Origin of the sequence: Terrabacter sp. GCM10028922 (assembly GCF_042666095.1) — a bacterium.
GTDB lineage: Bacteria > Actinomycetota > Actinomycetes > Actinomycetales > Dermatophilaceae > Terrabacter.
This window is the reverse complement of the sequence record NZ_JBHTFG010000002.1, coordinates 348,782-370,279: the sequence shown is the minus strand read 5'-3', so window position 1 is coordinate 370,279 and position 21,498 is coordinate 348,782. Positions and strand designations below refer to the sequence as shown.

At 71.6% G+C, this 21,498-nt stretch carries 18 protein-coding genes; 7 read left to right on the top strand and 11 right to left on the bottom strand.

What is annotated here, in order from left to right; all coding sequences use genetic code 11:
• Positions 1-60: 60 nt before the first annotated feature.
• Positions 61-2,196, bottom strand: a complete 2,136-nt coding sequence (locus tag ACFQU3_RS03150) for a type IIA DNA topoisomerase subunit B (RefSeq protein WP_385906329.1) — start codon at positions 2,194-2,196, stop codon at positions 61-63.
• A 419-nt stretch (positions 2,197-2,615) separates the two neighbouring features.
• Between ACFQU3_RS03150 and ACFQU3_RS03145 the strand changes: the two genes are divergently transcribed.
• Together ACFQU3_RS03145 and ACFQU3_RS03140 are read left to right on the top strand one after the other, a co-directional pair.
• Positions 2,616-2,840 carry a hypothetical protein gene (locus tag ACFQU3_RS03145; protein ID WP_385906326.1) on the top strand — a complete coding sequence of 75 codons (225 nt, stop codon included), beginning with the start codon at positions 2,616-2,618 and terminating at the stop codon, positions 2,838-2,840.
• Positions 2,841-2,913: 73 nt separating this feature from the next.
• Positions 2,914-3,402 (top strand): DUF456 domain-containing protein, encoded by a 489-nt coding sequence (locus ACFQU3_RS03140; protein WP_385906323.1) that lies wholly within the window; start codon positions 2,914-2,916, stop codon positions 3,400-3,402.
• Between the two features lie 108 nt (positions 3,403-3,510).
• Here ACFQU3_RS03140 and ACFQU3_RS03135 read toward each other — a convergent pair whose 3' ends face one another.
• From ACFQU3_RS03135 to ACFQU3_RS03110, 6 genes are all read right to left on the bottom strand, one after another.
• Entirely contained in the window at positions 3,511-3,909 is a 399-nt protein-coding gene (locus ACFQU3_RS03135; protein WP_385906320.1) for a DUF3040 domain-containing protein, read from the bottom strand.
• A gap of 73 nt (positions 3,910-3,982) precedes the next feature.
• The gene (gene dinB, locus ACFQU3_RS03130; protein ID WP_385906317.1) at positions 3,983-5,242 is read right to left on the bottom strand and encodes a DNA polymerase IV; all 1,260 of its coding nucleotides are present in this window, start codon (positions 5,240-5,242) and stop codon (positions 3,983-3,985) included.
• Positions 5,243-5,287: 45 nt separating this feature from the next.
• A complete protein-coding gene (locus tag ACFQU3_RS03125) occupies positions 5,288-6,052 on the bottom strand; it encodes a class I SAM-dependent methyltransferase (protein ID WP_385906314.1) in 765 nt (254 codons plus the stop codon).
• Positions 6,053-6,115: 63 nt separating this feature from the next.
• Positions 6,116-10,048 carry a DNA polymerase III subunit alpha gene (locus ACFQU3_RS03120; RefSeq protein WP_385906311.1) on the bottom strand — a complete coding sequence of 1,311 codons (3,933 nt, stop codon included), beginning with the start codon at positions 10,046-10,048 and terminating at the stop codon, positions 6,116-6,118.
• Positions 10,049-10,053: 5 nt separating this feature from the next.
• Positions 10,054-10,503, bottom strand: a complete 450-nt coding sequence (locus ACFQU3_RS03115; RefSeq protein ID WP_188032178.1) for an SAV_6107 family HEPN domain-containing protein — start codon at positions 10,501-10,503, stop codon at positions 10,054-10,056.
• 24 nt (positions 10,504-10,527) lie between these two features.
• Positions 10,528-10,866 (bottom strand): DUF6504 family protein, encoded by a 339-nt coding sequence (locus tag ACFQU3_RS03110; RefSeq protein WP_385906611.1) that lies wholly within the window; start codon positions 10,864-10,866, stop codon positions 10,528-10,530.
• Positions 10,867-11,405: 539 nt separating this feature from the next.
• Between ACFQU3_RS03110 and ACFQU3_RS03105 the strand changes: the two genes are divergently transcribed.
• Positions 11,406-12,104 (top strand): DUF4126 domain-containing protein, encoded by a 699-nt coding sequence (locus ACFQU3_RS03105; RefSeq protein WP_385906306.1) that lies wholly within the window; start codon positions 11,406-11,408, stop codon positions 12,102-12,104.
• Between the two features lie 31 nt (positions 12,105-12,135).
• On the opposite strand, the gene ACFQU3_RS03100 is transcribed toward ACFQU3_RS03105, so the two are convergent.
• The gene (locus ACFQU3_RS03100) at positions 12,136-13,044 is read right to left on the bottom strand and encodes a methylenetetrahydrofolate reductase (RefSeq protein WP_385906303.1); all 909 of its coding nucleotides are present in this window, start codon (positions 13,042-13,044) and stop codon (positions 12,136-12,138) included.
• A 94-nt stretch (positions 13,045-13,138) separates the two neighbouring features.
• Between ACFQU3_RS03100 and ACFQU3_RS03095 the strand changes: the two genes are divergently transcribed.
• A complete protein-coding gene (locus ACFQU3_RS03095; RefSeq protein ID WP_385906300.1) occupies positions 13,139-14,245 on the top strand; it encodes a polyprenyl synthetase family protein in 1,107 nt (368 codons plus the stop codon).
• A 37-nt stretch (positions 14,246-14,282) separates the two neighbouring features.
• On the opposite strand, the gene ACFQU3_RS03090 is transcribed toward ACFQU3_RS03095, so the two are convergent.
• A complete protein-coding gene (locus ACFQU3_RS03090; RefSeq protein WP_385906297.1) occupies positions 14,283-14,681 on the bottom strand; it encodes an Rv2175c family DNA-binding protein in 399 nt (132 codons plus the stop codon).
• Positions 14,682-14,950: 269 nt separating this feature from the next.
• Here ACFQU3_RS03090 and ACFQU3_RS03085 point away from each other — a divergent pair, with 269 nt between their 5' ends.
• The 3 genes from ACFQU3_RS03085 (at position 14,951) to ACFQU3_RS03075 (ending at position 18,934) form a co-directional block, all read left to right on the top strand.
• Positions 14,951-15,904, top strand: coding sequence for a LysM peptidoglycan-binding domain-containing protein (locus tag ACFQU3_RS03085; protein ID WP_385906294.1), 954 nt, complete (start codon positions 14,951-14,953; stop codon positions 15,902-15,904).
• Positions 15,905-16,078: 174 nt separating this feature from the next.
• Complete coding sequence (gene pknB / locus ACFQU3_RS03080; RefSeq protein WP_385906291.1) at positions 16,079-18,028, top strand: Stk1 family PASTA domain-containing Ser/Thr kinase; 1,950 nt, start codon at positions 16,079-16,081, stop codon at positions 18,026-18,028.
• Positions 18,029-18,034: 6 nt separating this feature from the next.
• Positions 18,035-18,934 carry a DMT family transporter gene (locus ACFQU3_RS03075; protein ID WP_385906288.1) on the top strand — a complete coding sequence of 300 codons (900 nt, stop codon included), beginning with the start codon at positions 18,035-18,037 and terminating at the stop codon, positions 18,932-18,934.
• A 5-nt stretch (positions 18,935-18,939) separates the two neighbouring features.
• On the opposite strand, the gene ACFQU3_RS03070 is transcribed toward ACFQU3_RS03075, so the two are convergent.
• Both ACFQU3_RS03070 and ACFQU3_RS03065 read right to left on the bottom strand, forming a co-directional pair.
• Positions 18,940-20,010, bottom strand: coding sequence for a threonine aldolase family protein (locus tag ACFQU3_RS03070; protein WP_385906285.1), 1,071 nt, complete (start codon positions 20,008-20,010; stop codon positions 18,940-18,942).
• Between the two features lie 7 nt (positions 20,011-20,017).
• Complete coding sequence (locus ACFQU3_RS03065; protein WP_385906609.1) at positions 20,018-21,400, bottom strand: class II 3-deoxy-7-phosphoheptulonate synthase; 1,383 nt, start codon at positions 21,398-21,400, stop codon at positions 20,018-20,020.
• Positions 21,401-21,498 lie beyond the last annotated feature (98 nt).

Below are 21,498 nucleotides of genomic sequence, written 5' to 3'. Positions count from 1 at the left end.
CTGTGCGCCGTGGACGGTCCGGGCACCCCGCCGATGTCGCGCGGGCGCCGGACGGACGGGTCAGGCGTCGATGCGTTCGCGGTCGACCTCGGCCGCGGACTCGATGATGAAGTCCTTGCGCGGTGCGACCTCGTTGCCCATGAGCAGCTCGAAGACGCGCTCGGCGGTCTCGAGGTCGCGCATCGTCACCTTGCGCAGGGTGCGGTGACGCGGGTCCATCGTCGTGTCGGCGAGCTGGTCGGCGTCCATCTCGCCGAGGCCCTTGTAGCGCTGCATCGGCTGCTTGATCTTCTTGCCCGACTTCTCGATGCGCGTCACCGTGCGGCGCATCTCGAGCTCGTTGTAGGTGTAGATGAGCTCGTTCTTCTTCGCGCCCGCGTTGATCACCTCGAGGCGGTGCAGCGGCGGCATGGCCGCATAGACGCGTCCGGCGTCGACCAGGGGACGCATGTAGCGGAAGAACAGCGTGAGCAGCAGGGTGCGGATGTGGGCGCCGTCGACGTCGGCGTCGGTCATGATGATGACCTTGCCGTAACGGGCGGCGCCGAGGTCGAAGCTGCGACCGGATCCCGCGCCGATGACCTGGATGATCGAGGCGCACTCGGCGTTCTTGAGCATGTCGGAGACCGACGCCTTCTGGACGTTGAGGATCTTGCCCCGGATCGGCAGCAGGGCCTGGAACTCCGAGTTGCGTGCCTCCTTGGCCGTGCCCATCGCCGAGTCACCCTCGACGATGAACAGCTCGGAGCGGTCGACGTCGGTCGTGCGGCAGTCGCGCAGCTTCGAGGGCAGGGTCGAGCTCTCGAGGGCGTTCTTGCGGCGCTGCGTCTCCTTGTGCAGCCGCGCGCTGATGCGCGACTTCATCTCCGAGACGACCTTCTCGAGGAGCAGGGCGGCCTGGGCCTTGTCGCCGCGCTTCGTCGACGTCAGGCGGTCGGTGAGCTCCTGCTCGACGACGCGCGCAACGATGGCGCGGACCGCGTTGGTGCCCAGGACCTCCTTGGTCTGGCCCTCGAACTGCGGCTCGGCGAGGCGCACCGTGACGACCGCGGTCATCCCCGCGAGCACGTCGTCCTTCTCCGGCTTGTCGTTGCCGACCTTGAGGCGGCGGGCGTTGACCTCGAGCTGCTTGCGGAACACCTTGAGCAGCGACTGCTCGAAGCCGGCCACGTGCGTGCCGCCCTTGGGCGTCGTGATGATGTTGACGAAGGACTGGACCCTCGTGTCGTAGCCCTGGCCCCAGCGCAGCGCGACCTCGACGACGCACTCCCGCTCGAGCTCGGTCGGGGTCATGTGGCCGTTCACGTCGAGGACCGGCACGGTCTCGGAGAACGTGCCGGAGCCCTCGAGCCGCCAGACGTCGGTGACCGGGGTGTCGGGCGCGAGGAACTCGACGAAGTCGGTGATGCCGCCGTCGTGCTGGAAGACCTCCTCGATCGGACCCTCCTCGCCGGGGGTCCCCTTCAGGCGACGCTCGTCCCGGATGACGAGCCGCAGACCGGGAACGAGGAACGAGGTCTGTCGTGCGCGCCCGAGGATCGCGTCGTAGTCGAGCTCGGAGTCCTTGAGGAAGATCTGGCGGTCGGGCCAGAACCGCACCCGGGAGCCGGTCACCCCCCGCCTCGCCTTGCCCACGACGGGCAGGGCGCTCTTCTTCTCGTAGGGCGTGAACGGTGCCTCGGGCGAGTGGGCCGCGCCCTTCGCATCGGTGAAGGTGCCCGGCTCGCCGCGACGGAAGCTCATGCCGTACGTCTTGCCGGCGCGGTCGACCTCGACGTCGAGCCGGGACGACAGGGCGTTGACGACGGAGGCGCCGACACCGTGGAGGCCACCCGTGGCGGCATACGACGCGCCGCCGAACTTGCCGCCGGCGTGCAGCTTGGTGAAGACGACCTCGACGCCGGAGAGGCCCGTGCGCGGTTCGATGTCGACGGGGATGCCGCGGCCGTTGTCGCGCACCTCGATGGACCCGTCGGAACCGAGGATCACCTGGATGTCGGTGCACACGCCCGCCAGCGCCTCGTCGACGGCGTTGTCGATGATCTCCCAGAGGCAGTGCATGAGACCGCGCTGGTCGGTCGAGCCGATGTACATGCCGGGACGCTTGCGAACGGCCTCGAGGCCCTCGAGGACCTGGAGGTGGCGCGCGGTGTAGTCGCCGTTGCCGGAGGGAGCGGGACGGGAGGCGGAGGCCACGGTGTGTCGATCTCTTTCGGTCGGTGAGCGGCCAGCGGTCGGGCTGTGGGGGCTGGCAGGGGAAGCCTAGCCACCCGCGCCGACGCCCCCCGGGAGGCTCGCTGGACCCCGGGTGACGCAGGTCACGGGCCGGCAGGGACGGCGACGTCGGGCCACTCGCCCAACCGTCCCGAAACCATCGCAAAGCGGCGCGTCCCAATCCGTATCGCGGGCCCACGGCGAATCACTGACACGTAACGATGTTGCCGCGCGGGGTGTCTCATCTTCCGAGCCTGACCTTCGGGAAGGATTCCACGTGATTCACTGTTGGAACAGCCGCGAAGCAAGGCCGGTGCACCGAATGGACCGTTCGAGCGTCGTAGGTACATGGAAGGGTTTCCCTTACGGGGACCCCCGAGGGAGGAAAGAGGCGAAATACGATGACGACAGCACTGGCACCCGAACTGACCGCTGCTGACCGCTGCGACCGATGTGGGGCTCAGGCCTACATCCGCGCCCGCCTCGTTTCCGGCGGAGAGCTGCTCTTCTGCGCTCACCACGGTCGGGAGCACCTCCCGGCCCTGAAGGTCAAGGCGATCGACATCCGCGACGAGACGGAACGGCTCAACGAGATCCCGGTCTCGGCACCGATGGACGAGCGCTGACCCAGTAGGCGACCTCCGACCCGGCCCTCCTTCCTGACCTCATCCAGACTCCCCGCGCCGCCGACGGCTTCCCGTGATCACCGCGACGAACGTCATCGTCCTGCTCGCGATGCTCGTGGGAACCGTCGGCATCGTCGTCCCGGTGCTTCCGGGGCTGTTGGTGGTGTGGGGCGCGACGCTCGTGTGGGCGTTCGAACGTCAGGACGGGCCGGGTTGGTTCGTCTTCGCCATCGCGACCCTGCTGTATGCCGTGGGCCTCGTCTCGCAGTACCTCGTGCCGGGGCGCCGGATGAGGTCGGCGGGGGTCGAGGGTGGCGTCGTCGCGGTCGCCCTGGCAGTGGCCGTGGTCGGCTTCTTCGTCGTCCCGGTGGTCGGTGCGCCGCTGGGCTTCGTCCTCGCTGTCTACCTGCTCGAGCGCGTCAAGCACCGCGAGCACGTGGCAGCCAGGCGAGCGACGCTCGAGGCGATTCGCGCTGTGGCCCTCAACATCGGGATCGAGCTGGTGACAGCGTTCGCGATCATCGCGACGTGGGCCGTGGCGGTCTACGTCACCCGACCCTGACCGGACCGACCGGACCGACCGGGCCGGCGACACGGCTCGCGGCCGGACGAGCAGGACACGAGAAGGACCCCGACGCAATCCGTCGGGGTCCTCGTTCGTGTGGGGCGCTCACCACTGGTCGCGGCGGCGCTTCTCCCAACGTTCCTCGAGCCGCTCCATGAATGTGCCCTGGCGCGCCGTGCCGGCCTTGGCCTTGCCGGAGCGCGGCTTCGGCGTGCCGTCGGCGTCGACGGCGGCGAGCTTCGTCTTCGAGGGTGTGATCGCGTAGACGATGCCGGCCACCATGATCGCGAAGCCGACCGCACCGAGCCAGATGACGCTGCTCATGGCCGAGAAGATGACGAGCCCGAGTCCGGCGACGCCGGCGATGACCCCCGCGACGACACGCCCACGGCCCACTCCACGCGAGTTTGTCTTCTGGATCCGCGACGCGAATCGCGGGTCCTCGGCGTAGAGGGCTTCCTCCATCTGCTGGAGGAGGGCTTCCTCATGTTCCGAGAGTGCCACTCGGCACCTCCCTGTGCGATCTCGACTGTGCCCGAATCGTATGTCGGAAACGGCCGACACGGACTTCTTTCCTTCAGGATAAGTCGCGCCGCTCCCGTTGGGAACCCGAGGGTCGGTCAGGCATGAGGCTCGCGGGTCGCACCGAGCCGGCACCGAACCGGGCACTCGCCCGATCGACCGCGCGGTCGGCCTCACGCCACCCGTGCTCAGGCTCGTCGAGGGTCGCCTGGATGGGGGCGACGGCCGACGGGACGAGGCCCTCGAGCCGCACTCCGACGAGCCGGATGCGGGCCCGCTGCAGGCCGAGGCGGTCGTAGAGCTCGCGCGCGGTCGCGAAGATGTCGCGCGAGACATCGGTGTGGTGGCGCAGGGTCTTGGCCCGGGTGATCGTCGTGAAGTCGGCGAACCGGACCTTGATCGACACGGTGCGCCCCGTCATCCCGGCGGACCGCGCCCGCGCAGCCGTGCGGTCGGACAGGCGCAGCAGCTCGCGGTGGATCCGGACGGGGTCGTCGATGTCGTGCGCGAAGGTCTCGTCGGCACCGATCGACTTCTCGCGTCGCTCCGGGACGACCGAGCGAGGGTCGCGTCCCCACGCGAGGTCGTGCAGGCTGCGCCCGGCGACGTCGCCGAGCGCGCGCTGGAGCGTCTCCACCGGGGTGTGGGCGAGGTCGGCGACGGTGCGCAGGCCGAGCCGGTGCAGGTGCTCCTCGGTCTTGTCACCGACGCCCCAGATCGCGCCCACGGGCAGCTGGTGCAGGAAGGAGACGACCTCGTCGCGCGGCACGACGATGAGCCCGTCGGGCTTGGCCAGGTTGGAGGCGAGCTTGGCGACGAACTTCGTCGAGGCGACGCCCACCGAGCAGGTGATGCCCTGCTCGTCGGCGATGGTGTCGCGCAGCTGCTCCGCGATCTGCGTGGGACGGCCGAGGCGGCGTACGGCCCCGGAGACGTCGAGGAACGCCTCGTCGAGCGACAGGGGCTCGACGCTGTCGGTGATCGTCGCGAAGGTCGCCATGACGGCCTCCGAGATGGCGGCGTAGCGGCGGTGGTCGGGCTCGATGATGACGGCCTGGGGGCAGAGCCGCTGGGCGCGGGCCATCGGCATGGCAGACGTGACGCCGAACGCGCGCGCCTCGTAGGTCGCCGAGAGCACGACCGAGCGGCCGCCCGCACCGCCGATGATGACGGGCTTGCCATGGAGGTCGGGACGCGAGATGAGCGACGCGGACGCGTAGAAGGCGTCCATGTCGACGTGCAGGACGGTGCACCCGGTGTCGTCGGGCGGCTCTGCGCTCCCTCGCGTCGGGGCGGTGAACTGGCGGCGGCTCACGGCCGGACCTCCACGGAGGAGCCGGCCCAGGAGCCGTCGGCGGGCTCAGTCGCGGCGGGCGACGACGTGCAGGGCATTGCCGAGCGTCCGTAGGAACTCGCGGCCCGGGCCGGAGACGAGCAGGTCGTCGAGCTCGGTGAGGGCGACGCGGTCGGCCTCCGAGTCGATGAGCGAGGCGGGGACGAGGTGGCCGAAGATGTTCGTGCCACGCACGTGGACGTCGGTGAAGCCGGCGCCGGCGAGCAGGGACTCGAGCTGCTCGACGTCGAAGCGGCGCGGCAGCGGGTCGGTGTTTCCCCACCGCCCGGACGGGTCGACGAGGGCGGCCCGGGCCTGTGTGAACTCACCTGCGATCGCCTTGGCGAAGACGACGGAGAGCCGACCGGAGACGAGCAGCGAGAGCACCCCGCCCTCACCGAGGGCGTGCGCGATGGCGCGGAGCGTCGCCGCGGGGTCGTCGACGAACTCGAGGGTGCCGTGGCAGCAGGCCAGGTCGACCTGGCGTCCGGCGAGGAGGGCGTCGAGCGAGTCGCCGTCGCCCTGCACCCCGGTGACACGGTCGACGATGCCGGCCTCGCGCGCACGGCGCGCGAGCGCCGCGAGGGCGTCGGGGCTGGGGTCGACGACGGTGACCCGGTGGCCGGCCTCGGCGAGCGGGACGGCGACGCCGCCGGTGCCGCCGCCGAGGTCGAGGACCTCGAGGGGGCGGCCGAGCCGGGCGGTGCACTCGTCGGCGATGCGGCCCACCGCCGAGACCACGGCCGACGGCCGCACCCCTCCACGTCGCTGGGGTCGCTGCTCGTCAGGCACGGGGTCCTCCGTCTGGGAACGTCGTACGCGTGGTTGCGCAGGTGGTTCGTGTGCGTCCTCACCCTAGTGCCCCGAGCTTCCCGGGCTCGCGTGCCACAGCTTGCGTGGCGGGCCGCCCACCGTGTCGGTGGGGACGAGCCCGCTCGTCGCGCGCGGACCCCTGACGTCGTCACCGGCCGGCTTGATGTCGGCGTACGGCGACTGCTTGAAGCCGGACGCGTGGACGAGCACCCGCCGGCCGTCGGGCCCCTCCCCCACTCCCGGCGTCACGCCGTCGGGGCGGGCCAGTGCGGAGGCACGCTCCCACGCGGCCCGGTCGGCGGCGTCGAGCGCATCGCTCACGGCGTTGATACCACCGAAGGTCCACGCCTCCTGGAGCCCACTCAGCTCCCACGCGCCGGTGGCGCGGATGGACACGCCGCGTGGGCCGGTGCGCCGTACCAACCCACGGCAGAGCAGCAGCCACGAGTGGAAGACGGTGGCGGCATACGGCCCCTGGACGTCCTCGAAGAAGGTCAGGTCGGCCGGTCCGGTGGCGTCGTCGAGCGTCAGGAAGACGACGCGGTGGCCGCTGCGGATGGGTGGGGTCTGGGTGGCGACCTTGACCCCGGCGACCCAGACCTCGCGTCCGCTGCGGCCCGAGAGGAGGTCGCGCGCCCGGGTCACGCCGAGCGCGTCGAGGAGCGGGGTGTAGAAGTCGACGACGTGACCACTTGCGTCCAGTCCGAGCACCTCCAGCTCGGCACGGACCCGCTCGGGCCCGGTCATCTCGGGCAGCCCGCTCGTCGCCGACAGCCGGGGCGTGTCGCCGAGGTCGAGGGTCAGCTGGGTCGCGACGTGCTCGGGAGCCCCCGCGGAGGCCTGTGACTGCGCCGCGGCGAGGGCTCGGATGTCGCCGGTCGCCGACACCGAGGTGACCCGCCCCCGCGACGACGCCGACCCGCGGCTCGCCGCCGAGACGCGGCGGCGCGACGACCGCTGCGACGCCGACCAGCGGTCGAGCTCGGCGACGTGGAGCAGCAGGTCGCGTCGGGTGACCCGGCCGCGTCGGCCGAGGCCCGTGCGCGACCGTCCCACGACCCCCGTGCCGCTCTCGTCGAGACGGGACGGGCCACCGAGGTCGATGTCGTGGAGGGAGTCGAACCCCCCTGCGAGCACGAGCTTCTCGGCGACCGGCCGGGACACGCGGGCGCGCTGCCAGAAGTCGGAGAGGCTGGAGTACGGCTGGCCGGCCACGATCTGCGCGACCTCGGCCTCGCTGATGCCGTGGACGTCGGCGAGCGAGAGCCGGATCGCCTCGCTGCCGTCCTCGGTGCGCTCGAAGCGGTAGGTGCCGGTGGAGACGTTGACGTCGAGCCCGAGGACGGCGATGCCGAAGGTGCGGGCGTCGTCGAGGATGAGCCGCTTGGGGTACATGCCGGGGTCGTGCGTCAGCACCCCGGCGAGGAAGGCCGCCGGGTGGTGCGCCTTGAGCCAGGCCGACTGGTAGGTCGGCAGCGCGAACGCGGCCGCGTGCGCCTTGCAGAAGCCGAACGACGCGAAGGCCTTGAGGACGTCCCAGATCTTGTCGGCGACCTCGGGGGCGTAGCCACGGTCACGTGCCGCGCGCCGCCACCAGTGCTCGATCTGCTGCTGCCCGTCGGGCGTGCCGAGCGCGCGGCGCACCTCGTCCGCCTGCGCGAGGGTCACGCCGGTCGTCTCGGCGACGATCATGAGCACCTGCTCGTGGAAGACGACGACCCCCTCGGTCTCCTGGAGCGCCGGGATGAGGCTCGGGTGCAGGTAGGAGGGGTCCTTCCAGCCCTGCCTCGCGTTGAGGAACGGGATGATCATGTCGCTCTTGACCGGGCCGGGCCGGAAGAGCGAGATGTCGATGATGAGGTCCTCGAAGCTGCGCGGCCCGAACTTGCCGATGAGCTCGCGCTGCCCCGGGCTCTCGATCTGGAAGCACCCGAGCGTCTTCGTCGACCGGACCAGCTCGAAGGTCGGCTCGTCGTCGAAGGGCACCTGGGTCTCGTCGTCGAGGTCGATGCGCACGCCGTCGATGCGCTCGACCTCGTCGATCGCGTGCGCCATCGCCGACTGCATCCGGATGCCGAGGACGTCGAGCTTGAGCAGTCCCATCTCCTCGACGTCGTCCTTGTCGAACTGGCTCATCGGGAAGCCGAGCCAGCTCGCCTCGACAGGGGTGCGGTCGAGCAGGACGGAGTCGGACAGCACCACGCCGCAGGGGTGCAGCGCGATGTGCCGGGGCAGGCCGTCGAGCCGCTCGACGATGTCGAACATCAGCTGCAGGCGCGGCACGTCGAGGCCGCTCGCGCGCAGCTCGGGAAGCTCGGCCAGGGCATTGCGCACGTTGCGGGCGGCGATGTGCGGGAAGGCCTTGGCCATCGCGTCGATCTCTGGTGGCGGCAGCCCGAGCGCCGCGCCGGCATCGCGGATCGCGTGGCGCACCCGGTAGGTGTCCATCATCGAGACGCACGTGACCCTTTCACCGCCGAAGTGGTCGAGGATGCGTTCGTAGATCTCGGTGCGGCGGGCCGACTCGACGTCGATGTCGATGTCGGGCAGCTCGGCGCGCAGCGGTGAGCAGAACCGCTCCATGAGCAGCCCGTGGCGCATCGGGTCGACACCGGAGATGCCGAGGAGATAGTTGACGAGCGAGCCCGCCCCCGAGCCGCGGGCCGCCACCCGCACACCCATCTCGCGGATGAGGTCGCACACCTGCGCGACGGTGAGGAAGTACGTCGCATAGCCGAGCGTCTCGATGACGCCGAGCTCGTCCTCGAGCCGGTCGCTGACGGCACCGAGCTCGCTGCCGGTGCGGTCCGGGTATCGGGTCGCGATCGACTCGCGGCACCGGCGCGCGAGGACGTGGTGCGGGTTGGTGCCGGGGCGGATGCCGAGCACACCGGGCTCGGGCAGGTGCACCGAGCCGATGCCGAGGTCGGCTCGCGGGTCCTGGATGCACTGGGTCGCGAGGGCCGTGGTGCGGGCGAGCAGCTCACGCGCCTGCTCGCGGGCGAGCGGCCCGCCGCCGACGAGGCCGGGGCCCGAGACCTGCACGACGTCGAGCGCGAGCGCGTGCATGAGCGGGGTGGGCGAGAGGTGCCCGGCCGTCGTGACGCGGTCGAGGTGGCGCTCGTCGAGCGCGACGAGCCGGCGCGCCGCGTCGAGGACGTCGACGACCGCGGCGTCCTGCGGGTCGACGTGGCGCACCGCGGCGGTGATGATGCTCGGCACGCCGGCCTCGCGCGCGAGAGCGAGCATGCGCCCGGCCTGCCCGAGGCTGCCGGGCAGGTGCTCGGGCCCGCCGTGGCAGACGACCTCGACGACGACGCCCCCGCGCGGAAGCAGCGCGACCCACCGCTCGAGCGCGGCCCGCGCCCGGTCGCGTCGCTTGGCGAGGACGGCGCGGCCCACGTCGGAGTCGGGTCCGAGGAGCACGACGAGCCGGGCGGGCCCAGCCTCGCTCCCGGAGCTCCCTGAGCTGCCCGTCGAGCCCTCGGGAGCCGGGTCGGTGCGCGGGCGCGCGTGCTCCGCGACGAGGCTCGCGGTCGTCACCGGGTTGCCGCGCTCGCCGCGCAGGTGGGTCGCGGTGACGAGACGGCAGAGCGCCGCCCACCCCTCACCGGGGGCCAGGTCGGCGGTGCTGCCGCGGGCCAGCACGGTGACGCGCGGCAGCCGCGGGTCGACGAGCGCGCCTCCGCGCACCGGGGTGCGGATGCGCCCCCGGGGTCGTTCGGGGTGCTCGGGGTCGAGGGCGAGGTCGACGCCGAGAACCGGAGCGACGTCGTGCTCCATGCAGGACCGGACGAACTTCACTGCACCGTAGAGCCCGTCGCGGTCGGTGAGGGCGAGCGCGGGCTGCCCGAAGGCTGCCGCCCGCTCGACGAGCTGGTGCGGCTTTGCCGTGCCGTAGCGCATGGAGTATCCGGAGGCGACGTGCAGGTGCACGAAGCCCTCGCCGCCAGGCGTGGAAGAAGCGGTCGTCATACTGCTCAGCCCCCGCTCGCCCGACTCCTCGAGACGGGGGTGATCGACTGCGGCAGCGGGATCGTCAGCGGCACGCCGAGCTGGTCCTGGACGATCTCGAGGAACATCTCGGCCTGGCGCAGCAGGTCGTCGGCCTCGCGGGCGCTGATGTGGCCACCACGGTCGACGACCGACCTGTGGGCCGAGCACGCCGCGAAGAAGGCGGCCCACTCCCCCAGCTCGGGCGCGACGCCGGGGAGCACCTGCCAGACGCTGCGCGGCCGGGAGCGCGGGGACGGGACGGTGCGAGCCGCGACGAGGGCCGCGGCAGCCCGCAGGGCACCGAGGTGGGCGTCGCGGTAGCGCTCCGACGCGTCGCTCGTGCGGCACGCGGTCTCGAGCGTGGCACGCCCCCGCTCGAGCAGGTCGAGCACGGCGACCGAGACGGGTGGACGACGCAGGTGGGCGGCGGTCACGGTGGTCTCCTCTCTTCTCCGGCGTCAGTCGGCGACCCGCACGAGCGACCACCGGTCGCCGCGTGAGGACTCGTCGTGGGCGAGGTCGTAGACCCCGGGCGCGAAGGACCACCCCGGGCTCGCCTCGACCCTCCAGACGTGCTGCTCGCTCGCGGCCGCGACGAGCGTCTCGCCGGGGCGCACCTGCGCCTCGTCGGCGTCGAGCGCGTCGTGCCACCAGGCCCGCCGCTCGCGCCACTGGGCGAGGACGCCACGCACGACATAGAGCCGGCCGCGCCAGATGAACGCCTCGGGAGGCGGCCCGGCGGCGGGCTGCTCCCCCTCCTGCAGTCTCACCTGCACGGAGTCACTGAACCTACGCACCACGACACGTCTCCCTCGGACACGTCGAGGCCGGACATCACGACCCAGACCACTCGCGCCCCACACGAGCAGCCCGACACCAACCGACGACTGAGCTGAACTGGACCAACATTCGAACACTTGTTCGATGCTCAAAGCCTAACCCCTGCCGCCGACAGCCTGTCAAGACGGTCCGGGACCGACCTGACGGCCACCCGTCCCATCCCGTCCCCGACCTCCCCGACCTCCCCGACCTCCCCGACCTCCCCGACCTCCCCGACCCGGCGAACCTGAGTACCGGTGCTCAGGCCCGGCCGCCCGAGCCCTCGGCAGAGTTGGGGCTGCGGGTTCGGTCCGCGAACGGAGGGGTGCAGGGGTCCCGTCCGCTCACGGATCGGACCCGTTCCGCTGCCCAGAGGCCTGCGGGCGCGCCGGGCGCGCCCCGTTGCACCGGCCCCGGGAATGCGGGAGCGTCAGAAGCGTTGGACCTGTGCCCGGCCGTCCGGCCGGCAGCAGACGCACCGGCGCACCCGCGACCGGCGCGCGACCGAAGGAGTGTCGTGGGCGCCGAGCTCATCCCCATGGCCTTCACCACCGGGTGGGGCAGCGGAATCAACGCGTACGCGGTCGTGCTCGTCCTCGGGCTCGCCGACAAGATCTTCGCCCTCGGCCAGGTCCCCGACGCCCTGGCTCGCACCGACGTGCTCGTCGGGGCCGGGATCCTCTTCGCGATCGAGATGCTCGCCGACAAGATCCCCTACATCGACTCGGTGTGGGACTCGGTCCACACCGTCGTGCGGCCGGCCGTGGGCGCCACGATCGGCTACCTCATCGGCCATGAGACCGCGGGCCTCGACGCCGCCATCGGGGCGGCGACGGGTGGTGTCACCGCCCTCATCTCGCACGGCATCAAGGCCGGGATCCGCGCGGCGGTCAACACCTCGCCGGAGCCGGCCAGCAACGTCCTCGTCAGCACGACCGAGGACGTCACCGTCACCGGCGTCACGGCGCTGGCCATCGCACACCCCTGGTGGGCCGCGACGATCGCACTGCTGCTGCTCGCCCTGGGCGCCTTCCTCGTCTACAAGCTGGCGAGCCGCATCCGGCGCTACAAGCGGCGCTACGACGCCTGGGGCGAGCGGGTGGGCATCGCAACGCCCCCAGGGCGCGCACGCCTGGGTCGCGACACGGGGGTCGACCCGCCGGCGGCCCCACGCGGCGCGGAGCGTCCGGAACGCCCCTTCGACCAGGAGACCTGACGCCCACGCGGCTCAGGGAGCCCGAGCGGCGTCAGAGGTTGCCGAAGACCTCGAGCGTCGCCGACGAGCGGTTCATCGTGATGAAGTGGATGCCCGGCGCGCCCTCGTCGAGCAGCCGGCGCGAGGACTCCGTGGCGATCGCCATGCCTTCGGCGCGGACACCGTCCGCGTCGTCGCCGTGACGCCCGAGCCGGCCGGTGACCTCGGTCGGCATCGGCTGGCCGGCGAGCTCGGCCATGCGCACGACCTGGCGCACGTTGGTGATCGGCATGATCGCGGGCACGACCGGCAGGGCGGAGCCCCGGCGGGCGAGCTCGTCGCGCAGCCGCAGGTAGTTGTCGACGTCGAAGACCATCTGCGTGATCGCGAACTGCGCACCCGCCCGTTCCTTGCGGATCAGCGTCACGGCATCCTCGCTGATGTCGCCGGACTCGGGGTGCCCGTCGGGGAAGGCCGCGACACCCACGGTGAAGTCGCCGAGCCCGCGCACGAGCGAGACCAGCTCGTCGGCGTGGTTGAGCCCCTCGGGGTGCGCCACCCAGGGCTGGCCGAGGCCGCCCTGGGGGTCACCGCGCAGGGCCAGGATGTTGCGGACCCCGGCGGCTGCGTACGACCCGACGATGCCGCGCAGCTCTGCCACGGAGTGCCCGACGCAGGTCAGGTGCGCCATCGGTGTCAGCGAGGTGGCTTCGAGCACGCGCTGGGTCAGGCGCACCGTGCGGTCGCGGGTGCTGCCTCCGGCGCCGTAGGTGATCGACACGAAGCTCGGTGAGACCTTCTCGAGCCGGCGGATGGCGTCCCAGAGCTGCGCCTCGGACGCGTCGTCCTTGGGCGGGAAGAACTCGAAGCTGAAGGTGGGAGTGTCGGCCTCGATCATCGCCGGGATGGACCGGGTGAACCGCTCCGCCCGCGCCATGGAGGATGCCGTGCCGTGTGCCATGTCCGACACCCTAGGCCGAGCCCGCTCGTGGTGCGTGGGCTGTTCACGGGGCGGCCTGTGCGCCGCGTAGGCTGACCACGATTCCCGCGACTCGATGGAGGACCCCGTGCAGACCCCCACCGACCTCGACGTGCTACGCCGTCGGGTTCAGCAGGCGATCGACGGGCAGATCGCCGGGGCCACCCAGTCGCTGGCGGTGATCGGGGACGAGACGGCGCCGCTCGTCTCGGCCGTGTCCGGCCTGCTGTCGGGAGGCAAGGGCCTGCGTGCCGGCTTCCTCTACTGGGGCTACCGCGCCGCCGGGGGCGCCGACTCCGAGGCGCTCGTGCGGCTCGCCGCAAGCATGGAGTTCTTCCAGGGCGCTGCCCTGCTCCACGACGACGTCATGGACCGCAGCGACACGCGCCGGGGTATGCCGTCCGCGCACCGGGCGGTCGCCGCCCTGCACCAGGCGCGTGGCTGGGCGGGCGACGCCGACCGGTTCGGCGAGGGCACGGCCATCCTGGCGGGCGACCTGTGCCTGACGTGGTGCGACGAGCTGTACGCGACGTGCGGGCTACCCACCGAGGAGCTGGCGCGCGGACGTCATCTCTTCGACACGATGCGCACGCAGCTGATGGGCGGGCAGTTCCTCGACCTGCTCGAGTCAGCCCGCGGCTGGGACGGTCTCGACCTCGACGCCCGGGTCGCCTCGGCTCGCAAGGTGATCCGCTTCAAGAGCGCGAAGTACACCATCGAGCACCCCCTCCTCATCGGCGCACTCGTCGGCGGCACGCCCGACGAGTCCCTCCCTCCGCTGTCCGACTACGGTCTGGCCCTCGGCGAGGCGTTCCAGCTGCGCGACGACCTGCTCGGGGTCTTCGGCGACCCCGAGGCCACGGGCAAGCCGGCTGGCGACGACCTGCGCGAGGGCAAGCGCACGGTGCTGGTGGCGCACGCCCTCGATGCCGCCTCCGACGCCGACCGGGAGACGGTCGAGGGCCTGCTCGGCCGCGACGACCTCGACCTCGCGGGCGTCGAGGCCATCCGGGGCGTCCTCGTCGACACCGGTGCGGTCGAGCGTGTCGACGGGCTCATCGGCGACCTGGCCGACGACGCCCGCAAGGCCGTCGGACGCGCTCGCGAGTCGGGCGCCTACGACGCGTCGGCGCTCGACGTGCTCGAAGCACTCGTCGCCGTGTCGACGGCTCGCCACGCCTGACCCGGCGTCCTCGCCACACGGCACCTCGAGACGCCCGTCAGAAGGCGAGCTCCTGGGCGCGGCGCCGGATCTCGGTCTTGTGGCCGGCGTGCAGGGAGTCGATCGGCGCTCCCTCGACGGGGAGGGTCGGGTCGGGCGTGAAGAGCCACTCGATGATCTCGTCGTCGTCGAGGCCGCCGTCGGCGAGCACCGTGAAGGTGCCACGCAGCTCGGGCCGGGGCCCGGTGTCGTCGAGGAACTTCGCGGGGATGGCCGTGACGCGGCGCTCCCCGATGCGCGCGGCGAGCAGCTCGCGATCGGAGACGAGCTGGCGCACGCGTGACAGCGGCACACCGAGGCGCTCGGCGGCGTCGGGGACGGTCAGCCACTCCCCGACGAGCGACTCGAGGTCGCGGGCTGGGGACTCGTCGGTGTCGGGCACGGGGTTCTCGCTCACGGGGCAAGAGTCTGCCACCGCCGGGCCGCGCGATGGGCACCCGTCCGGCCGGGCGGCATACGCGTCTCATTCGGGACGTTCCGCGCAAATTACACGAATGTACTTTTACTTTAGTGCTCAAATGTGGGCTATCGTCACATACGCCACTTTGCTCACAACGGTCACACCGTTTCCGTGAGCGCTCCCTCCCCACTCGACCGAACCCCTTCCGAACGCGCCCTCCACGCTCACGAACCCAGCACCCGGGCTCCAGGAAAGGACTCCATCCCATGCCCCTCGCCGACGTCGCCGCCCTCGCGCTGCCCGCCCACGCCGCCGTGGCCCCCGTGGCCACGACTCCGTGGAAGACGGTCACGGTCCGCCCGGGCGACACCCTCTGGCACCTCGCCATCGCCAACCACACGACGGTCCAGGCGCTGGTGGAGAAGAACCGGCTCAGCCGTGGTGGCGCCCTGATCCACGCGGGGCAGAAGCTCCTCGTCCCCGGCCGCGCGTCGACCGCGCCCAAGCCGGGCACGCCCGGCAGACCGGCACCCAGCAGCCCGGCGAAGTCCTCGACCGACGACACGGTGCACGTCGTGCGCGCTGGAGAGACGATGAGCGGCATCGCGCAGCGCTACGGCGTCTCGCTCACCAAGCTGCTGGCCGCGAACAGGCTGCGCAACGCCGCCCTCATCTTCGTCGGCCAGAAGATCATCGTCCCGGGCACGGCCTCCGCGCCCAAGCCGTCGACGCCGGCCCCGAACGCCACTCCCCCGTCCGGCTACGAGTACCCCAACAAGACGGCGCAGGCCGTGGCCGAGAGCAAGGCCAGGCTGGCCGAGATGGACGTGCCGAGCCGCAGCGGGACCGCCGCCATGATCCGTTCGACCGCGACGCGACACGGCGTCGACCCCAAGCTGGCGCTCGCGATCGGCTGGCTCGAGTCGGGCTGGTACCAGCGAGCCGTCTCGTACACGAACGCCGTCGGCGTCATGCAGATCATGCCGATCTCGCAGACGTGGGCCTCGGAGCTCGCAGGCCGCTCGCTCGACCGCTACGACACCCAGGACAACATCACCTCCGGCGTGCTCATCCTCCGGGCCCTGCAGGCGAGCGCAGAGTCGCGCGAGCAGGCCATCGCCGCCTACTACCAGGGCCTCTACTCGGTGCGCACGAAGGGCCTGTACGAGGACACGAAGCGCTACGTGGCCAATGTCCAGGCGGTCTACGACCGCCTCTGAGGGGGCGGCCCCGGCCCCCCGAGGGCGTGGGGACAGGACGCGGACGGGCGCTCGGTGGCCTCGACGGAGCGTGCCCACGGGGCGGGCAGCGCGCCTTCGTCGACTCGTCACCGAACCGCCCGTCCGCGGCTGGCCTGCACGGGATGGGCCTGATCTGCCCGTAAACTTTCCTCCGTGACGTCCAGCGTGGCGGACGCCCTCGTCGGTCGCGTGATCGACGGTCGGTACCGCATCCTCTCCCACCTCGCAGACGGAGGCATGGCCTCTGTCTACGTGGCGCTGGACGGACGCCTCGACCGCGAGGTGGCCCTCAAGATCATGCGCCCGGGCCTCGCGGCCGACGACGTCTTCGTCGACCGGTTCCGCGCGGAGGCCCGCTCCGCGGCGCGGCTCAGCCACCCGAACGTCGTGGCCGTGTTCGACCAGGGAGAGGACGACGGCGAGGTCTTCCTCGCGATGGAGCTCGTCGAGGGCAAGACGCTGCGGGACGTCATCCACGAGGAGGCGCCGCTCACCGCCCGTGAGGCGCTGGCCATCCTCGAGCCCATCCTGCTCGCACTGCGTGCGGCCCACCTCGCAGGCATGATCCACCGTGACGTCAAGCCGGAGAACGTCATCGTGCGCCACGACGGCGAGGTCAAGGTCGCCGACTTCGGGCTCGCCCGGGCGATCACGAACCAGACCGCGACGAGCCAGACGGGCGTGCTCCTCGGCACCGTCTCCTACCTCTCCCCCGAGCAGGTCGAGCGGGGCGTCGCCGACCCGCGCAGCGACGTGTATGCAGCAGGCCTGCTCCTGTTCGAGATGCTCACCGGGCGCAAGGCCGTCACCGGCGGCACCCCGATCCAGATCGCGTACAACCACGTCCATGGCTCGATCCCGAGACCGTCGACGGTGGTGACCGCGGTGCCCGCCGCTCTCGACGACCTCGTCGCCCGCGCCACCGCGGTCGAGCCCGACGACCGCTTCGACTCGGCGACGGAGTTCGTGGCCGCGCTGCGGACGCTGCGCCGCGGCCTGACGGCGGGCGAGCTCGACCGGCGTGGCGACGCCGCGCCGCCCGACCCGCGGGCGACCTCGGCACAGGCACCCGTCGCACGCACGAGCGCGTACACACCAACCGCCCGCGACGACGTGTCGATCGGACTCCCGGTCCACGACGACGGACCCACCATCGAACGCACGACCGCCATGCCGATCGACCGGCGCCAGCAGCGCACCGCGCGACGGTGGCCGCTGTGGCTCGCCGCCGCCCTGCTCGTCGTCGGCGGAGGCGCCGGGGGCTGGTGGTTCACCGTCGGTCCCGGTGGCTCGACTGTCGTCCCCGCCGTCGTCGGCCAGCAGGTGTCGCAGGCGCGGGATGCGCTCCAGCAGGCGTCCCTGAAGAGCGACACGACCCAGGAGTTCTCCGAGACCAGAGCAGAGGGCACGGTGCTCCGCGTCGAGCCCGCCCCCGGCAGCGAGCTCGGCAAGCAGTCGACCGTTCGGCTCGTCGTCTCCAAGGGCAAGGAACGGTATGCCGTGCCGAACCTCGTCGGCTCGAAGCTCGGCAGGGCCGGGTCGGCGCTGGCACCGCTGACGCTCCGGCTCGGCGACACCACCAAGGAGTGGAGCGAGACGGTGGACGAGGGCGTCGTCATCTCTCAGGACCCGCCTGCGGGCGAGTCGGTGCGCCGCAACACCACCGTCTCGGTGGTGGTGTCCAAGGGACGTGAGCCGATCGAGGTGCCGAAGGTCACCGGCGCGCCGTTCGACGCTGCGTCGGCCGCGGTCACGAAGACCGGGCTCACGGTCGAGCGCGGCGAGGACGTCAACAGCGACACCGTCCCGGCTGGCAGCGTCGTGTCGCAGAAGCCCGACAAGGGCACCCTGCACCGGGGCGACGCCGTGACCCTCGTCGTGTCCAAGGGCCCGGTCATGGTCCCGCTGCCGAATGTCCTGGATCAGCCTGACAGCGCTGGTGAGAAGGCGCTCACAGACCTCGGTTTCAAGGTCGAGAAGCAGTATCCCTTCGGCGATCTGTTCGAGAGGAAGATCCGGCAGGTGAAGGACACCAACGGTCAGGACCTGGCGCCCGGCACCGCCTTGCCCAAGGGCAGCACGATCGTCCTCACGATCGTCTGAGCAGCGATGACCCCAGCGGCGCGCATGCGCCTGGCCACGCTGCTGCTCGTCGCCCTGACCGCCGTGTGGGGCTCGACGTTCTTCCTGATCCGCGACCTCGTCGAGACCGTCCCCCCGGTCGACTTCCTCGCGGTCCGCTTCACCCTGTCAGCCGTCATCATGCTCGTCGTCTTCTGGCGTCCGGTGCGGGCGCTGAGCCGTCGTCAGATGCTGGTCGGCGTCGGCCTCGGGGCTCTCTACGGGCTCGCGCAGATCTTCCAGACCCAAGGTCTGGCCACGACCCCCGCCTCGGTGTCAGGGTTCATCACCGGCACGTACGTCGTCCTGACGCCTGTGTTCACGGCACTGCTCCTCCGTGAGCGGGTTGCCGGATCGACGTGGGCGGCAGTCGGACTCGCGACCGCTGGACTCGCACTCCTGTCGCTCAACGGCTTCTCGGTCGGCGTCGGCGAGGCGCTCACCCTGCTCGCAGCCGCCCTCTACGCGCTCCACATCGTCGGCCTCGGTCGCTACAGCGCGTCGGAGATCGCGACCGGGCTGTCAGTCGTGCAGATGGTCGTCATCGCTGTGCTGTGCGTGGTGGGGGCGCTGCCCGGCGGCATCGTGCTGCCGCGCACGGCGACCCACTGGGCATCGGTGCTCTACATGGTGGTCTTCGCGAGCATCCTCGCGCTCTGGGTCCAGACGTGGGCGCAGGCGCACATGCCCGCGACCCGCGCCGCGATCGTCATGACGCTCGAGCCGGTCTTCGCGGCCTTGTTCGCGGTGACGCTCGGCGACGAGGCGGCGACGCTGCGGATGGTCGCCGGCGGAGCCCTCGTGCTGACCGCGATGTATGCCGTAGAGCTCCTGGCGCGGCGACGCCCGGGTGAGCTCCCGGCCGAGGTCCTCCACCACGAGGTCTGAGGCGGTCAGGCCTCGGGTGCCGACCGCAGCAGGGCGGTGAGGACGTCGATCGCGACGTCGGTCGCGGCGTCGTCGACGTCGAGGTGCCAGACCAGACGCACGGCACCCGGCCCCACGGCATACGTGCGCACGCCGGCGGTGAGGGCCGCCTCGACGAAGGCCGCCGACGTCCATCCGGCTGCGGCTACGTCGACGATGACGATGTTCGTCTCGACCGTCGCGAGGTCGACCGAGCCCGGCGCGGCCTCGGCCATCGCCTCGGCCGCACGACGTGCCCGGGCGTGGTCGTCGACGAGACGGTCGATGTTGTGGTCGAGGGCGTAAAGGCCTGCGGCAGCGAGGATCCCGGCCTGCCGCATGCCTCCACCGAAGCGCTTGCGCCAGATGCGCGACTCAGCCATCGCGGCGGCCGAGCCGGCCAGGACGCTGCCGACGGGGGCACCCAGGCCCTTGCTCAGGCACACCGACACGGTGTCGAACTCGTGGCCGTAGTCCGAGAGCGGCACGCCGGAGGCGACGTGGGCGTTGAAGAGCCGGGCGCCGTCGAGGTGCATCGCGACGCCGCGCTCGCGCGTGATCTCGCGGGCCCGGCGGATCTCGTCGATCGACTGGACCGTGCCGCCACCGAAGTTGTGGGTGTTCTCCACGATGACGAGGGCCGTGCACACCTGGTACGGCCCCACGCCCGTGATCATGAGGGACGCTGCGTCGTCGGCGCGGAAGCGGCCCCGCTCCGAGACCCACGTGCGCGACGAGATGCCGGACAGCACCGCAGCCGCACCGAGCTCGGCGCGCACGACGTGGGCCAGCGAGTCGCCGATGAGCTCCTCGCCGTGGCGCACGTGCAGCCGCACACCGAGCTGGTTGGCCATCGAGCCGGACGGCGTGAAGAGGGCCGCCTCCTGCCCGAGCAGGTCGGCGACGCGCTCCTCGAGGGCCCGCAGGGTCGGGTCCTCGCCGAAGACGTCGTCACCGACCTCGGCGCCCGCCATGGCGGCGCGCATGGCCTGGCTGGGCTTGGTCAGGGTGTCGCTGAGCAGGTCCGCCTTGAACACGCCCGCCGCGGTCGCTGTCACCCGGGCGTCACGCCTGGCCGAGCATCTCGGCGACGAGGAACGCGAGCTCGAGTGACTGCTGGTGGTTCAGGCGCGGGTCGCAGAGCGACTCGTAGCGCTTCTCGAGGTCGGAGTCGATGATCTTCTCCGCGCCGCCGAGGCACTCCGTGACGTCGTTGCCCGTGAGCTCGACGTGGATGCCGCCGGGCACCGTGCCGAGCGACTGGTGCACCTCGAAGAACCCGCGGACCTCCTCGACGATGTCCTCGAAGTCGCGCGTCTTGTAGCCGGACGGGCTCTCGAACGTGTTGCCGTGCATCGGGTCGCAGATCCACGTCACGGTCGCGCCCGATGCCGTCACCTTGTCGACGAGTGCCGGCAGCGCGGCGCGGATCGTGCCCGCCCCCATGCGCGTGATGAAGGTGAGACGGCCCGGGGTGCGGTTGGGGTCGACCTTGTCGATGAGGCGCAGCACCTCGTCGATGTCGGCCTTGGGCCCCAGCTTGACGCCGATGGGGTTGCTGATGCGCGACACGAAGTCGACGTGCGCGCCGTCGAGCTGCCGGGTGCGCTCGCCGACCCACACGAAGTGTCCCGACGTGTCGTAGAGCCGGCCCGACCGTGAGTCGATGCGCGTGAGCGGACGCTCGTAGTCGAGCAGCAGCGCCTCGTGCGCGGCGTAGAACTCGACCGTGCGCATCGCGTCGAAGTCGGCGCCACAGGCGGCCATGAAGCGCATGGCCTTGTCGATGTCGCGGGCGATCTTCTCGTAGCGCTGGTTTGCGGCGTTGGCGACGAAGCCCCGGTTCCAGTCGTGGACGTGGCGCAGGTCGGCGAACCCGCCTGTCGTGAACGCGCGTACGAGGTTCAGCGTCGCCGAGCTCGCGTGGTAGGCGCGGACGAGCCGCTGCGGGTCGGGGATGCGGGCGGCCTCGTGGAACGCGAAGTCGTTGACCATGTCGCCGCGGAACGCCGGCAACGTGACGCCCTCGCGGGTCTCGACGGTCGAGCTGCGCGGCTTGGCGTACTGCCCCGCCATGCGCCCGATCTTGATGACGGGCACCGACGCGCCGTACGTGAGCACGGCGGCCATCTGCAGGATCGTCTTGATCCGGTCACGGATGTTGTCGGCGGTCGCCGACGCGAACGTCTCGGCGCAGTCGCCGCCCTGCAGGACGAAGGCCTCCCCGACGGCGGCCTTGGCCATCCGGTCGGTGAGGATGTCGCACTCGCCGGCGAAGACGAGAGGGGGATACGACGCGAGGGTCTCGATCACCTCGGCGAGCGCGGCCGTGTCGGGCCAGCTGGGCTGCTGCTGGGCCTCGAGCTCGGTGGCTGCCGCCGTGAGGGCGGCGAGGGCCTCGGAGCCATCGACTGGCTCCAGGCCGACATCGGCGGTGACGGTCCTCATGTTCACTCCGACAGCGTAGTCGCCGTTCCGCAGGCTCCCTGCACGGGTCCGCATCCCGAAACCTCGGTCACGCCCCACCGGCGCATGCCGTCCGGTGG